At 38.2% G+C, this 15,522-nt stretch carries 7 protein-coding genes; 3 read left to right on the top strand and 4 right to left on the bottom strand.

Annotation, left to right across the window (positions count from 1 at the left end; translation table 11 throughout):
• Positions 1 to 44: 44 nt before the first annotated feature.
• The 4 genes from SanaruYs_RS16985 to SanaruYs_RS16970 form a co-directional block, all read right to left on the bottom strand.
• On the bottom strand, positions 45 to 2,882 hold the full coding sequence (locus tag SanaruYs_RS16985) for an alpha-amylase family glycosyl hydrolase (protein WP_127123789.1): 2,838 nt from the start codon (positions 2,880 to 2,882) through the stop codon (positions 45 to 47).
• Positions 2,883 to 2,952: 70 nt separating this feature from the next.
• On the bottom strand, positions 2,953 to 4,353 hold the full coding sequence (locus SanaruYs_RS16980; protein ID WP_127123788.1) for a SusE domain-containing protein: 1,401 nt from the start codon (positions 4,351 to 4,353) through the stop codon (positions 2,953 to 2,955).
• A 14-nt stretch (positions 4,354 to 4,367) separates the two neighbouring features.
• Complete coding sequence (locus SanaruYs_RS16975) at positions 4,368 to 5,879, bottom strand: RagB/SusD family nutrient uptake outer membrane protein (RefSeq protein ID WP_246011933.1); 1,512 nt, start codon at positions 5,877 to 5,879, stop codon at positions 4,368 to 4,370.
• Between the two features lie 58 nt (positions 5,880 to 5,937).
• Positions 5,938 to 8,910, bottom strand: coding sequence for a SusC/RagA family TonB-linked outer membrane protein (locus tag SanaruYs_RS16970; RefSeq protein ID WP_127123786.1), 2,973 nt, complete (start codon positions 8,908 to 8,910; stop codon positions 5,938 to 5,940).
• Positions 8,911 to 9,415: 505 nt separating this feature from the next.
• Here SanaruYs_RS16970 and SanaruYs_RS16965 point away from each other — a divergent pair.
• From SanaruYs_RS16965 to SanaruYs_RS16955, 3 genes are all read left to right on the top strand, one after another.
• Positions 9,416 to 10,450 (top strand): LacI family DNA-binding transcriptional regulator, encoded by a 1,035-nt coding sequence (locus SanaruYs_RS16965; RefSeq protein ID WP_127123785.1) that lies wholly within the window; start codon positions 9,416 to 9,418, stop codon positions 10,448 to 10,450.
• Positions 10,451 to 10,727: 277 nt separating this feature from the next.
• On the top strand, positions 10,728 to 13,133 hold the full coding sequence (locus tag SanaruYs_RS16960; protein ID WP_127123784.1) for a glycoside hydrolase family 31 protein: 2,406 nt from the start codon (positions 10,728 to 10,730) through the stop codon (positions 13,131 to 13,133).
• Entirely contained in the window at positions 13,108 to 15,462 is a 2,355-nt protein-coding gene (locus SanaruYs_RS16955) for an alpha-amylase family glycosyl hydrolase (RefSeq protein ID WP_218022468.1), read from the top strand. The genes SanaruYs_RS16960 and SanaruYs_RS16955 overlap by 26 nt, the downstream gene beginning before the upstream one ends.
• The last annotated feature ends 60 nt before the right edge of the window (positions 15,463 to 15,522 follow it).

The raw sequence follows: 15,522 nt of genomic DNA, 5'->3' as shown, positions 1-15,522 counted from the left end.
AACTGTAATAAAGTGTCGCAAACGATTGTTCATTCGTTGGCATTTTAGTACTTCATAATCTTATGTGTTACTTGTCTATTACCTTGTGTATATCGGAGTATGTACATTCCTGGTCTTGCATCAAACTCGATCTCGTTATCGGACAATTTTTTGAAAGCAAGTGTTTCACCTGTCAATGTTGTCATGCCTACTGATTCCATTTGCACAGCTTCCGGAAGCACTAATCTACCTGAGGTTGGGTTAGGATATACAGCATCTACATTATTTGTTTCGCCTTCAACTGAAGTAATTACATTAACATCAATAGCCACATCTGTATAGAGCTTATACTCACCAGGGCCGATTGTTACTGATAAATTAGGTTGCGTAATCTGAACAGACGCACCACCTGCAGTGTACTCGAACCATGTACCTGTGTGAGGAAAATCTACAAGACTGGCTCGTTCTATCAAATCAAAATTTGAAACAACCACTGCGTTCATCTCATTGGCAGTAGTAGGCGAACTGTTATATGGTGAATTCTTTAACACAACAAATTTAACCAATGAACTTGCCGTGGAAAATGTTGCATCTCCGTTAGTAAATACATTGTAAGTATTTCTCAGTCTAAGAAAATCAGCAGTTTTCTCGAACAGGATTCTTCTACCTTCATTCTCTTCAAAATCCCACAAAGTTGGCTTAGGTGATAAACGACAGTTACTATTGTTGCTGCCGTCTTCACAAAGATTGATCGATTTATCGTATCCAAACTCACCGAATTGCCAAATCATTTTAGGACCCGGTATTGTTAGAAATAGGGCGTTAGCCGCAGAAATTCTTTTCAGGGCTGTTGACAAATCTTTTGTACTGTAGCTATTATTAAGACTTCCAAAATTTAAATTCTTATACATCAATCGCTCTTCATCATGGCTCTCCATATATCCGACAAGATGGGCTGCCTCCCAACTTCTTTCAGCGTGGTATACACCTCGTATGTTAGAATTTTCAAGATAACCCATTGTGTTTTGATTGTATTGATCTGTCATTTTTGCCCAGAACATCATACCCTTCCCTTCTTGGTAGCGATATTGAGCCAACTCTCTTTCTTCTACGTTGTCCCCCAAATGTTCCATAATGATAAATGCATCGGGTGTATGAGACCATATTACGTCTGCCATTCGCTTTAATAAAGCAATACGTGAAGCATCATATGCAGACCAGGCACCAACATTATTAGGGTTATTTGTTTGCGTAAAGCCTTTAGAAAGGTCAAAACGGTAGCCATCTACTTTAAATTCGTTGAGCCAGTAATGGTTAACAGTATCCAGATATTTTTTAGTGTAGGCACTTTCATGATTCATATCATTAAAAACATTGAAAGGATGCTTCGCGTCAACATTGAACCATGGATTATCAGGTGTTGGCTTGAAAGTGTCAAAATTAAAATACATTGACGCGTAGGTATTTGGCACATCCTGGTGGTTCATTGCTATATCCAATATTACTGCAATTCCCTCTTGATGACATCTGTCTACAAATTCTTTCAACTTATTTTTTGTGCCATAATACTTATCAGGCGCAAACATGAAAGTTGGATTATAGCCCCAACCTAAATTTCCATTAAACTCCATAATAGGCATCAGCTCAATAGCATTAATACCTAAACGCTTCAAATAAGATAGGGTATCAATCAGGTTTTGATAATTTCTGTTTTCCTCATCAGCGAAGTCACGAATAAGTAATTCGTATACGACCAGTTTTTCCTTAGCAGGTTTTTGAAAATCAGTAACCACCCACTGATAGGGCTCTTGTGCTGTTTGCAAAACCGAGACACGATTTTCATACCAATTGCTACTAAATGCTTTTGATGGGTATTGCTTTAAATTAGGATATGTGCTTTCAGGAATAAACTGATCTTCAGGATCCAGGATTTTGTCGGCATATGGATCGGCTACTTTAATTGTCTCATCTACAAAATATTGAAAACCGTACTCCTCACCTGCTGTTAAACCAGTAAGTTTCAACCAAAAATGTTCGCCATCTTTTTTCATTTGATATGCTGCATCTATGGCCCAGTCATTGAAATCTCCTAAAACGTAAACTGAAGATTTTCCTGGAGCCCACAGACTTATCGTTGCTGTTGTCGGATCCGACTCGTAATTTATTCCATCAATTATACCAGCCGGTCTTACCTCATTTATAGTAGTAGAACGAAGCGTATAAATGAAAGATGTTGAAGTGGTTTCTGTACCATTATTGGCCTCACATACTACCTCTATAGAACCTTGCGTTTCTGATACAATATGCTCGTAAGTAAATGTATTAACACCAGCAGATGAGGTAGCTATACTTGCACCATTGATCTTATAAGCAATGGTTGAATTTTGATTTGTGTTTGCGGTAATGTCAATTGTCTCCCCGTTCTCTACAAAAAAAGATGAGGATGACGGACTGCTAAGTGTAATAGCAAAGTTTATAGAAAGATCAATGAACCGATCGCTATCCGTTTGCTTGTTATCATTCCAATCTCTTGTTTTTAATTTAAGTCCGATTTGTGTGATTTCCGATGCTGTCCTGTTAAAGAAAGTAGTAGGTGTAATTGTGATTTGGTAAATATCGGGATTGGTACCTATTCTAGTACACTTAGCTGCATCTTGTGCTGCAGTTGCGGGGTTTACATTTGTTGGAGCATTTATATCAGTACTACCTTTTTCCAGCCATGCCCATAACCATACCGGTGCGGTTTCGTTGTTCCAAGCATAACCAGCCAAACTAGTTCCTGCAACATTAACCGTAATGGTTAAAGGTTGATCCGGGCTTGGCACAGCAGGGTTTGTTGTAACTGTTTGTGCAGAAACAATTAATGCACCTATAAAAAGGAAAAAAAATAAGTAGTATTTCATATTAGTGCTTAATAAAAATTAAAAAATCAGGAGCAAAATGCTCCTGATTCTGTAATCATCTCAATAAAAGTTATTCAACAGTAATAACCTTTGTTGTAAGGTTAACACGGATGTTAACCGCACCAGTAGCACCAACATATTTCAAGTTATTGTCTCCATCACCCGGATTCAATTCAAAAAGTGGATCTACTGTTGTGAAGTAATTGTAATTATAGGATGTTGGATTCCAATCGGCCTGACCAAAAAACCTAAAAATTTCTCCGCTTATGAAAGTTGCGGTTGCTGTGTAAACGCCAGGGCTGACATAAGTCAATTCAACTTCCTTATCGTTCCACGGTCCCCAGCCGTTTAAGGCTCCACCCATCATGAACAATTTAGGAACAGGTTGATCTCCTATTACAACAGTTTTCTCATTCAAATTAACTGTAATCTTGTAAGCACCTGGTTCTCCAACAAACTTCAGGTTACTATCTCCATCAGCTGCATTCTCAAACTTACTATCAACGCTTTCAAAGAAAGGATAGTTGTAAGAGATTGGTTCCCAAGCGGCCTGAGCGAAAAAGCGGAATGCTTCGACTTGGAAATTAGTTGTTGTTTCAAAAACGCCAGGCTTGATGTAGGTCATTTTTACTTCTTTGTCACTCCAAGGGCCCCAACCATTAATAGCCGCGCCCATCATATATAATGCAGGCTCTTCAGTTGGTTCTGCAGTTACTGTTTTCGCAGTAAGATCAACACTAATTGAATAATAACCTGTAGCACCCACAAATTTAAAATTAGAATCTCCATCGCCTGCGTTTTCAAACAAAGGACTTACAGTTGTAAAGAATGGGTAATTATAAGAAACTGGGTTCCAGTCTAATTGCGCAAAAAAGCGAAAGGCTTCTCCGTTATTGGTTAATAGTGTAATCGTTTGGAATTTATTGAATTCTTCGCTCTGAAATTCAACTGCATTATCTGGCCAAGGGCCCCATCCTTTCAGACCTGCACCCATACCATAAATAGGCGGGAATGCTGTTGCATAGGGAGTAAGTTCTGCATTTGATGCACTGGATACTATTGGAGGTACATCACTGCCAATCGATGCCACAACTCTAAATGCTACTGATACTGCCTCCTGAGGCGTAAAACCCAAAGCTAATAGAGCCTCATTCATTTCACTTACCTTAACCGTAACTGATAATTCATTAGTTGACGCAAGATCAAATGGTGCTTCAAAGCTATTAGAAGCTCTATCCACTTGTAAGGTATAATTTACAGATGCTGGAAAACCAAAATCAACAGCTGTCCATGTAAATGTTTGAAAATCTTCAGCTTCATCATCTTTTGTCAAAACAAAATTTGATCCGTCTAGTGCACTAAGTGTATTTGCTGTTACTGATTCACTTAATGTAGCTAGTTCTCTATCCTCGCATCCGGAGATCCAAAAGGGTCCCAAGAGCATAAAAAACATTAAGAATTTATTTTTCATATTTCAGTTTTTAATTAATTACCACCAGGATAACCTGCATTTTGTGTTAGGTTTGGATTAAGCGCTCTATCATCAGCTGGTATCGGGAACAGACTTCTAAATGGCTCTGAAGCTATACCTTCGCTTACACCACCTTTCCAAGGCCATAAGTAAGTATCACCTGTGAATTGACCAAATCTTATTAAGTCTGTTCTTCTATGACCTTCCCAGTATAACTCTCTGGCTCTCTCATCTAAAATAAAATCAAGGGTTAATTGACCGGAGGTTATATTGCCAATTGCTGGATCACCTGATCTATTACGCAACTGATTGATATAACCAACAGCCGTGTTAATATCGCCACCAGTTCCACCTCGCAGCACAGCCTCTGCATACATTAAATAAGCATCTCCTAATCGGAACAAAGGGTAATCTGTATCAATGAAGTCTGTGCCATCATCAGGTATTTGTCCTGTTGATGTTACATTTCTGAATTTATTAACACCATAACCCTGCTTTGTATTGTTCACCGCTTCAATCTCTAATGATTGACCAACATCTTCTTTTAAGAAATGAGCGCGTGGATCTGTTGGTGCAAATTTACCCACCAATGCAGAGGTGGTTCTTAGACCTGAAAATCCACCATTACCAGCATTTCCTTTAATAATTGTCCATACTGCGCTGTACGATTGTGAGTATCTTCCATCACTATTAAAAGAAAATATTAATTCAGGACTAGTATTGTTATCTGCAAGGAAGTTATTCAAATAATTTGGTGCCAATGAGTAAGGACCAGTAATAACTTTGTTTAACTCAGTTATTGCTTGTGTATATCTTTCATTTCCGGCACCCAAATAAACTTCTGCGTTTAGATAAAGTTTTGCCAACAACATTGAACAAGCAGCTTTATCAGCTCTTCCATATTCAAACTTTGGTTCGCCCATCTCGTCTTGAATAGCCAATAACTCTGATTCAATGTATTCAAACAAGTCTGTTCTGATAATTTCTTCTGGTAAAAAAGCACCAGGTAAATTAGCTTCAGTTACAAATGGCATTTTCCCAAACAAGTTCAACCCGTAGAAGTATGATAGCGCACGAATAAATCTTGCTTCAGTATTATACAGTTGAAGATCAGGATCAGAAGAGCCAGCCGTAGCTCTGATATATTCATTAGCTAATACCACAGAGTTCATTATACGCGCGTAGGCAAATGCACCAATACCATCGGTTGGAAGCCAAGAATGATAATGAAGATTAAAAATAGTACCTCCAAAATCATTTGGATACGACCATACAGCTTCATCTGTTGTCAACTCTTCCATGTTCCACATTTGACGCAGAAAACTACTATTTCCTTCATCAGACGTGGTAATATCAGAGTTACCAGCAGGACCTTGCTGACCTGTTAAAATAAAAGATGCATATAACTTGGCCAAGCCTTGTTTGTAAGCCTCAGGGCTATTGTAAGCAGATCTTGAAGTTGTTACGTCTGGATCAATTGGTTGAAGATCAAGATCTCCAAGACAAGAAGTTAACAATATGCACACAGTTAGTACACAAAGTTGGATTATCTTATTTAGTTTCATATAAACGGTCTTCTAATGATTAAAAATCTAAATTAACACCAAGCAAGAAAACACGTGGTCTTGGATAAATGTTGTTATCGATACCGCCATCAACTTCAGGATCAATGCCATCGTACTTAGTAACTATGAATGCATTTTGCACTGTTAAACTAAATCTGGCTTTCAACTTGGATGCAAAAAGATCATTTAGTGTATAACCTAAACTCATGTTATCCATTTTAAAAAATGAAGCGTCCTGTACATAATAGTCAGACAACTGCTGCTGATTAACAAAATCTGTATCATAAATAGATCTTGGAACATTTCTGAAATGATCTAAACCATATATGTTATTATAGAAAGCTCGGCCTGACAAATTATTATTGTAAACATAATTACCTAAACTAAGTCTTCCTGAAAAGGCGAAGTCCCAGTTAACGTAACTAACTCTAGAATTAACACCTATTAAATAATCCGCTACAGGCTTTTGATATCTGTACTTATTTCTATTGTTACCAACTACTGCAGTTGGATCACCTGATCTATTAACAAATAAACCCTCTATCGGTTTACCCGCTGCATCATAAACTTGTTGAAAAGTGAAGAATGAAAAGGGTGCGTATCCTACCTGATGATTTTGAATATTTTGCGCTACACCAACGTTACCTCGCTCAAGGCCCAAGAAATCAGGGTTATCAACTAAAAGTAGTTTTGTGATTTCATTCGTAGCATAAGTGAAGTTAAGGCCGGCATTCCAGGTTAACTTACCATTTGAAATGGGGACTCCTTGAAGTGATACTTCAACCCCCTTACTTTCTATTGATCCAATATTAGTATCTAAGAAATTAGAGAAGTTAGAACCTGCAGGTACTTGGATGTTACTCAATAGATCATCTGTATTCTTTCTGTAAAGTTCCACAGAACCTGTTAGTCTGTTTTCAAACATTCCAAAATCTACACCCAGGTTGTACGTGGCCGTTGTTTCCCACTTAATATTAGCATCATACTCTTCTGGTCTAAGCGTAACATAGTTTACACCACCAAATTCATATGTAGCAAGGCTATCAGAGGCTGTGTACAATGCAAGTGCAGGATAATCATTAGCAATATCCTGTTGCCCTGTTATACCATAACTCGCTCTTACTTTTAAATCCGAAAGGAAATTTACATTAGCCAAAAACGCTTCATCTTTAATTCTCCATCCTACAGCAATGGAGGGGAATAAACCAGATCTATTATCTTTTGAAAATCTTGAAGAAAGGTCATTTCTTATAGTAGCAGTAATCAAATACTTATCATTAAGGGAATAGTTTAGCCTACCGAAGAAAGAACGCAAATAATTTTCTGATGGATCAGAAGCCTCTCTCAAATTTGTGCCATCAGCAAAGGCTGAACTTGAAAACCTTTCTCTAAGGAAAGTTTGCTCGCCAAAACCTGCAGTCACATCAAATTTTTGAATACCGATCTCCTTTGCATAATTTAAATAAACATCCAAAAGTGCTGACCTGTTTACGCCTGAATAAGTGTTATCACGACCTGTTGTAGTTGTTACACCCGAATTAGTCACTCTTAAAAATTCTGCAGTTATAGGAACTCTATTATAACCATCACTTTCTGAGTAATCTAATCCTGCATTAACATTAAGCTTCAACTCAGGCAGCATATGAAACTTGTACTCTATTTCAGCATTGGTCAAAATTCTATTTACGGTTCCAACATTATCCGTCTGCTCAAGTTGTGCAACAGGGTTAGAAGTTCCTCCTTGACCTGCGCCAAGATTTGCCCAGGAAAAATAACCATCAAAAGCACTATCAGGATCTCTAACCGGCTGAGTAGGGTCAAAAGTAACCGCACTTCCAATAGCACCTTGTTCTCCAAAATTATTTACAACGTTACTTCCTTTTACGTTTAGGTTAACTTTTAAATGATTATCCAAAAATAACGGAGTAACACTTAAGTTCAATGAATGTCTCTGTAAATCAGTATTCCTTAAAATACCTTGCTGAGTTGTATAACCATAAGAAGCTCTGAAAGGAATATTCTTAATTGAACCTGATGCGCTTAGATTATTATCAGAAGAAACAGCTGTTCTATAGATTTCCCTTTGCCAGTCTGTATTTGCTGTTCCAAGTTTGTCTAATGCAGTTTGGTTAATACCTGAAATGCCGTCAACAGCAAGTTCATTCACCAGAGTTCTGTATTCATCACCTGAAAGTACATCATAGTATTTGATTGGTGTGCTGAATGATAATGCTGTGTTGAAATTGAACACCGGCTTACCAGCTTTACCTCTTTTAGTAGTAATGATTATAACACCATTCGAAGCTCTGTTTCCATAAATAGCTGTGGCTGATGCATCTTTTAAAACTGTAAAAGTTTCAATGTCATTTGGATTGATCGATGCAAGAGGATTAGAAATACCTGAGATAACTGATCGCTCTACTGGAAAGCCATCGATTACGATCAATGGATCATTAGATGCGTTCAAAGAAGAACCACTACGAATCCTGATTGTTGCATTGCTTCCTGGAGCACCACTAGCTGTTGTTACTGAAACACCAGCTAGTTTTCCTACTAATAAATCTTGTGGAGAGGTAATCACTCCTCTATTAAAGTCTTTAGTTGAAATGTCAGTTACAGCACCAGTAATATCTTTCTTCTCCTGCTGGCCATAACCAACAACCACAATTTCAGACAACGCGAGTATATCTGTTTCCAAAACAATATCAATCGTTGTTCTTCCACCAATTTCAACTTCTTGTGAAGCATAACCCACAAAAGAAAAAATCAGAGTAGAACCAGATTTCACAGCAAGACCATAGTTACCGTTAGTATCTGAGATGGTACCATTGCTTGTACCTTTCTCAGCAATGTTTACGCCAGGCAAAGGACTACCGTCATCTGATGAGGTAACTCTCCCCGACACTCTTACTTCTTGTGCCCAGGCGCTTGTGCCGACCAAAAGCAAAAGAAGCAGAAGTAAGTTTTTTCGTGCTTCGTAGAATTTTAACATAGGTTTAGTTTTAGAAATGAACTTTTTATGAACTATTTAAGGAGTACTTAACATTTAATTCGTCCTGAAAATAGAGATGAAAAGCTACCATTTGTAAGTAAAACGCACATTTATTCACGGAATCGAAATCGGAAACGGAACCGCAATCGATTTCTGTTTTTTGCCATTTTTGCGAGTACATCAAAAAGTAGGTGTCCGTTGGTTAACTAACACCTCACCCTTTATTGGAAACACTATGTAATTAATATCAATAAACAGGGCTGTTCAACGGTGTATCTATTGGCATTGCCATCTTCACCTTAACATTAGTTACTTAGTAAAATCTACAACAATGATTTTTCTGTAGATGTCTATTATAAATTTTAATGTATTGTGGCATTTGCGTGACGTGCAAAACGTATTTACGAAACAATTTTTAGAATAGAAAAACAAAATAAATAGCAGAAAATCAGCTCGTTCAACCGTTTGTGCAACAAGTTGCGGTAAATTTTGTTTATTTGTCGTTATGAATTTCAATCAGGTTACCATTAAAGACATAGCCCGCGAGTTAGGCATCTCTCCTTCCACTGTTTCCCGCGCTTTAAAAGACCATCCAGACATTAGTCCTGAAACTAAAAGATTGGTTAATGAACTGGCCGAGAAACTCAATTACCAACCCAATGTTGTTGCGCTTAGCTTACGCTCAAGTAAAACCAATACCATTGGCGTTATCATTCCTGAAATTGTTCACTTCTTCTTCTCCACTATAATCAGCGGTATAGAAGATGTTGCCTATAGTGCCGGTTACAACATTATCATTACCCAGTCTAATGAATCACTTGCGCGTGAGAAAAGCGATTTAAAAGCACTTTTTAATAGCCGCGTAGATGGTATGCTTATGTCAATCAGCCGTGAAACTGTTGATTTTGAACATATCGAAAACATTCTTTCTAAAGGAATGCCCATCGTTTTCTTCGATCGTATTTATGATACCCCTGGCAGCAGTAAAGTAATTGTTGACGATAAAGTAGGTGCAAAAGAAGCTACGCTTCATTTAATCGAGCAGGGTTGCAAACGCATTGCTCACCTGGAAGGTCCACCAAACCTGCATATCAGTAAACAACGTTTGGAAGGTTACAGAGAAGCATTATCGGAAGCAGGATTACCATTTGATGAAAGTCTGGTAGCCCTATGCCCAAAAGGCACAACAGAAGAAGGGAAATTAGCTACTGAAAAACTATTGAGTCTTAAAACAAAACCTGATGCCATTTTCGCCAGTAACGATCCTGCAGCCATGGGTGCTATGCAGGCCATTCGTCAGGCTGGTTTAAAAATACCTAAAGACATAGCCATTGTTGGTTTCAGTAACTGGCAACTCAGTTCCCTTATGGAACCACCTTTGTCTTCTGTCGATCAGCCTGGTTATGAAATGGGACAAGAGGCAGCAAGAATATTGATTCGTCATATAGAATTGAAATCTAAGAAAAAGCCGGAGCCAGCTCCTGAAGTAAAGCTCTTGAAGACAAGATTGATCGTTCGGGAGTCTTCAGTGAAAAAGTAAAAATTGGTCAAGGTATTTCTATTCATTTCTACCCAAACAAACTTTGTTAGTTATGGGTGTAGTCTCTTTGCCTTAACCTAAATTACAGTCATCCAATCTGTAATTATAGGTGAAACCTGCCCGTCCAGAAGATATATCTGTTGAAAATCATTATACAAGGAGCACTTCCAAAACTCAATTCAAAAGAAACCGCAATCGATTTCTGTATTTTTTTAGCGCTTTTACTAAAGTCCTGCTACTAATCGCTCTATCTTAAAACTTTTTAAGATGAACATCCATGGCAATACTTCATTCTTCTTTAAGCAAAAGTCTGTCGCAAATTGACAGCTGGGCTTCCATACCTAATGGGATTAGTGGAAAAGCGGCTAATGGTAACTTCCGTGTGTTGTTCTATAACGATCACATTGCAAGAGTTACCGCCTCACAGCATGAGACTTTTGAAGAATTCTCTTATGCTGTAATTGCTAACCCAAAAAATACCGAATTCAGTACTAACGAAGATGCTACACACCTGCATATAAAAAGTAAGCACTTCAATATTTCCATTGATAAAGCACATACAAGATTCGCATTTACTACTAAACAAAACGCAGTTATCAATGAAGATGATACATTCGGCATTAGCTGGAATGGTGATCAGGTAACTACGTATAAGAAACTACAACAGGGCGAACGTTTTATAGGCCTTGGTGAAAAAACAGGACCGTTAGACAGACGAGGACAAGGATATCAAAATTGGAACACTGATAATTTTGCCTATCACTCCGGTGCAGATCCGTTGTATTGCTCAACTCCCTTTTATATTGGCATTCATAACGGACTAGTCTATGGTATTTTTCTGGATAATACTTTTAAATCGTTTGTAAACTTCGGTGCATCAAACAATCGCTTCTCAAGCTTCTCAGCTGACAAAGGCGACATGAATTACTATTTTATTCATGGTGAAAGTGTGGCCGAAGTAATCCAACACTATACACACCTTACAGGACGAATGCCATTGCCTCCACTGTGGAGTATTGGTTACCAACAATGTCGCTATAGTTATTTCCCTGATACAGAAGTCCAAAGTATTGCTGATACTTTTCATGAAAAAGATATTCCTGCCGATGTAATTGTATTCGATATACACTACATGGAAGCTTATAAAATATTTACCTGGCATAAAGAACACTTCCGTGATCCTAAAAAACTAATTGCCGATTTACAAGCTAAAGGCTTCGAAGTAGTAGTAATGTGTGATCCAGGTATTAAAGTAGAAGACGGTTACCATACTTATGAAGATGGGGTGAAGCAAAATGTATTCATCAAATATCCGGATGGTAGCAACTTTACCGCACAAGTGTGGCCCGGCTGGTGTCACTTTCCCGATTTTACTAAACCTGCTACTCGCGTCTGGTGGAAAGAACAGTTTAAAGAATACGTTTCTCTTGGTGTAAAGGGATTTTGGAATGACATGAATGAGATTGCTACCTGGGGCAATCAACTTCCTGAAAACATTGAACTAGATTTTGAAGGAAATCCTGACAGCATGCGCAGAGGTAGAAATATCTACGGCATGCAAATGGCCCGCTCTACCTATGAAGGCACTAAAGCTTTAATGAAAGGCAAAAGACCTTTCAACTTAACCAGAGCAGGTTTCTCCGGCATACAACGTTATGCAGCCGTATGGACGGGAGATAACGTAGCAACAGATGAACACATGATGCTGGGTACGCGCATGTTGAATAGCATGGGCTTGGCTGGTATTGCTTTTTGTGGATACGATGTAGGTGGTTTTGTTGGCGATGCTAATCCAAAATTATTTGCAAGATGGATTGCATTAGGTGCCTTCTCTCCTTTCTTCAGAGGACATTCCATGGTTAACAGCCGTGACTCAGAACCGTGGTCATTTGGAGAAGAGGTGGAAGAGATATCACGCAACTACATCAAGTTACGCTATCGCTTAATGCCTTATATCTATTCAGCTTTTTACGAGGCTGCACAATCCGGAATGCCAGTCAATCGCTCTTTAGCCATCTATCATCCACATGATGCTAAGATTTATCAAGGTCAATATCAGCATCAATATTTATTTGGAGCGAATCTGTTAGTAGCCCCTATTGAAAGCTATAAAGAATTAATGAAAGTTTACTTACCAGAGAGTAACTGGTTTGGTTTGTATGATGATGCGCTATATTCATCCGGAGAAACTATCGTTGAATGTCCGCCTGATAAATTACCTGTCTTCGTAAAAGCATCTGCTGTATTGGTCATGAATCAAGAAGTTGGAAACAATACAAAGCACAAACAGGAGTTGTTGGAAATACATGTGTATAAAGGTGAAAACGAAACTTCATTTACACGCTATGAAGATGATGGCGATAGTTTTGATTACGAACAAGGTAATTTTTGTACACAGCAATTTGTACACAATGGGCAAAAGCAACAACTTATCATAGAGAAAGTAAAAGGCAAAAGAAATAGCCAGTATAAAAAATACGTTGTTTATTTCCACGGATTTGGTGCCCTTGAAAATGTAAGCGTTAATGGCAATAATAAACAATTGCTTTCTAAAGACTATCGCTATCTGCAGCCTCTTCGCAGCTTCGATCCTGTAGGCACAGTAAATGAAGGTTATAAAATTAATGATCTACCCTATATTGAAATACCAGCATCTGATGAAGACATTAAAATGCAACTTTAGCCTATTACTAATTGCTTGTTTACTTATTGTTTCCTGCAAGCCTGAGCAAAAAGATTATACAGACCGACAAGTAATTTTTGGTCTCGCTAGTGTGGTTATACTATCGCAAGACACCACCAACATTAATCTTGAAGATTATGTGTTAGAACCAAATAGTATCGATTCAATCTCAGTTCCAGCCTCGCTTCAATTTAAACGTGAGGGCAATAACCTTATCTTGATTGGCTCCATACCTGAACTTATTGGTTCTGTTTCGTTATGGGTAAAAAATCAAGCCTATGAGATTCCGTTACAACAGTCTGGTTCTTTCAAGCAAAATTTTACCTACAATGGTATTGCGAATGAAGTTAAAATTAAAGGTGAGTTTAATGGATGGAATGCCAATCAAACTGTTCTTGATAAAAGGGCGGAGGTCTTCTCTGGCACTGTCTCATTAAGGCCGGGGCGTTATCAATATCTATTTGTTGTAGATGGTAAAGAAATAAGAGATCCCAATAACAAAGACTCGGTTGACAATGGCATGGGTGGATGGAATTCAGTAATCCAGTTACCAAAACCTGATCCCGCCAAACTCCCACTATTAAGTACCGAATCATTTAATGAGACAAGTATTACACTTCAACTTTTAAATCCAGCGGAAGAGGTAAAAGTTTATTGGCAAAATTTTGAAATAGACGAGATCAGTAAAAGCAACGAACACATTACTTTACAAATACCAAGCGTTGCAAAAGATATTGCACGCAGTTTTATCAGGGTTTGGTCTGCCAATGGTGAAGGTATTTCTAACGATGTGCTAATTCCATTAGAAAATGGAAAAGTAATTAGCCAGGCTACACAACTTAAGCGAAGCGATAAGGAAGCACAGGTATTGTACTTCATGATGGTGGATCGTTTTAACAATGGGAACAGCAATAACGATGAACCCCTGAAGGATAAAAGTGTACATCCTAAAGCCAATTATTTTGGTGGCGACTTACAAGGTATTACAGCAAAAATTAAAGATGGTTATTTTGCTGATCTGGGTATTAACACGCTTTGGCTCTCTCCCATTACACAAAATCCAAAAGGAGCTTATGGTAAGTACCCCACTCCACCCACTACCTTCTCTGCTTATCATGGCTATTGGCCTATTTCTCTTAAGCAAATTGACTATCGTTTTGGTAATGCTGCAGCATTTAACGAATTACTTGCTACAGCGCATGACAATAACATCAACGTGATTCTCGACTACGTAGCCCATCATATACACCAAGAGCATCCCCTGTACAAAGAGAAACCGGAATGGTTCACGTCTTTGTATTTACCTGATGGCAGCATCAATACAGAAAGATGGGATGATGAAAGACTTACGACCTGGTTTGATGTTTTCTTACCAACATTAGACCTGCGTAAACCAGAAGTAGTAGGCCCAATGACAGATACTGCCATGTATTGGTTACAAAATTATGCCCTTGATGGATTCCGTCATGATGCATCTAAACACATTGATTTATTGTTTTGGCGTGAGCTTACCAAAAAAATAAAGAAACACGCTATCGCCAACAACAATCAAAACATTTATCAGATTGGTGAAACTTATGGTAGTCGCGAATTAGTAAGCAGCTATGTTAATAGTGGTATGTTAGATGGTCAATTTGATTTTAATGTCTACGATGACGCTGTTGCCACCTTCGCCAGAGATGAAGTACCTTTTTCTCGCCTTGTCAATTCCGTACAGGAAAGTCTTGATTATTTTGGTGATCATCACCTCATGGGTAATGTTACCGGTAATCAGGATCGTGCCAGATTTATTTCTTATGCGGATGGCTCCGTTAGATTTGATGAAGACGCAAAGTTGGCTGGCTGGACAAGAGAGATTAATGTGAAAGATTCATTAGCCTATAATAAACTTCAATCCCTCATCGGTTTTATGATGACCATACCAGGGGTACCAGTTATTTATTATGGTGATGAGATTGGTGATCCGGGTGGAAACGATCCGGATAATAGAAGGATGATGCGCTTCAATAATTTATCTGCACAAGAAGAAAAAACAAAAATACTTACACAACATTTAGTGAAGTTACGTAGAAATAATCTCGCCTTAGTATATGGCGACTGGCAGGTGATTCATCAAAACGATCAACAACTACTTATTAAGCGTAAATACTTTGCTGATGAGGTATGGATTGCTTTTAATAAAAGTAATGCATCAACATCAATAGAAATTGACAACTTGCCAGCCCAGACAACAAGTGTTCTAGGTAGCGAACTTGTTACCAATGAAGAATCAGCAACCCTTACTTTAGCACCACATTCATTTGAAATAATAACCGCAAAGAATAAATAAGTTATGTCTTTATCCTCATCTTCAACCAAACCGCGTTTAAGTTTTTGGCAAATCTGGAAT

It is taken from the genome of Chryseotalea sanaruensis (assembly GCF_003990915.1).
In the GTDB taxonomy this organism is placed as follows: Bacteria; Bacteroidota; Bacteroidia; order Cytophagales; family Cyclobacteriaceae; genus Chryseotalea; species Chryseotalea sanaruensis.
Note: the sequence above shows the minus strand (reverse complement) of the source record. Positions and strands in the feature narration are given on the sequence as shown.

Bases quoted from the DNA above. Each gene is read 5' to 3' on its own strand.
- SanaruYs_RS16985 (WP_127123789.1), bottom strand. From the start codon at position 2,882: ATGAAATACTACTTATTTTTTTTCCTTTTTATAGGTGCATTAATTGTT.
- SanaruYs_RS16980 (WP_127123788.1), bottom strand. From the start codon at position 4,353: ATGAAAAATAAATTCTTAATGTTTTTTATGCTCTTGGGACCCTTTTGG.
- SanaruYs_RS16955 (WP_218022468.1), top strand. From the start codon at position 13,108: ATGAAGACATTAAAATGCAACTTTAGCCTATTACTAATTGCTTGTTTA.
- SanaruYs_RS16960 (WP_127123784.1), top strand. From the start codon at position 10,728: ATGGCAATACTTCATTCTTCTTTAAGCAAAAGTCTGTCGCAAATTGAC.
- SanaruYs_RS16965 (WP_127123785.1), top strand. From the start codon at position 9,416: ATGAATTTCAATCAGGTTACCATTAAAGACATAGCCCGCGAGTTAGGC.
- SanaruYs_RS16970 (WP_127123786.1), bottom strand. From the start codon at position 8,910: ATGTTAAAATTCTACGAAGCACGAAAAAACTTACTTCTGCTTCTTTTG.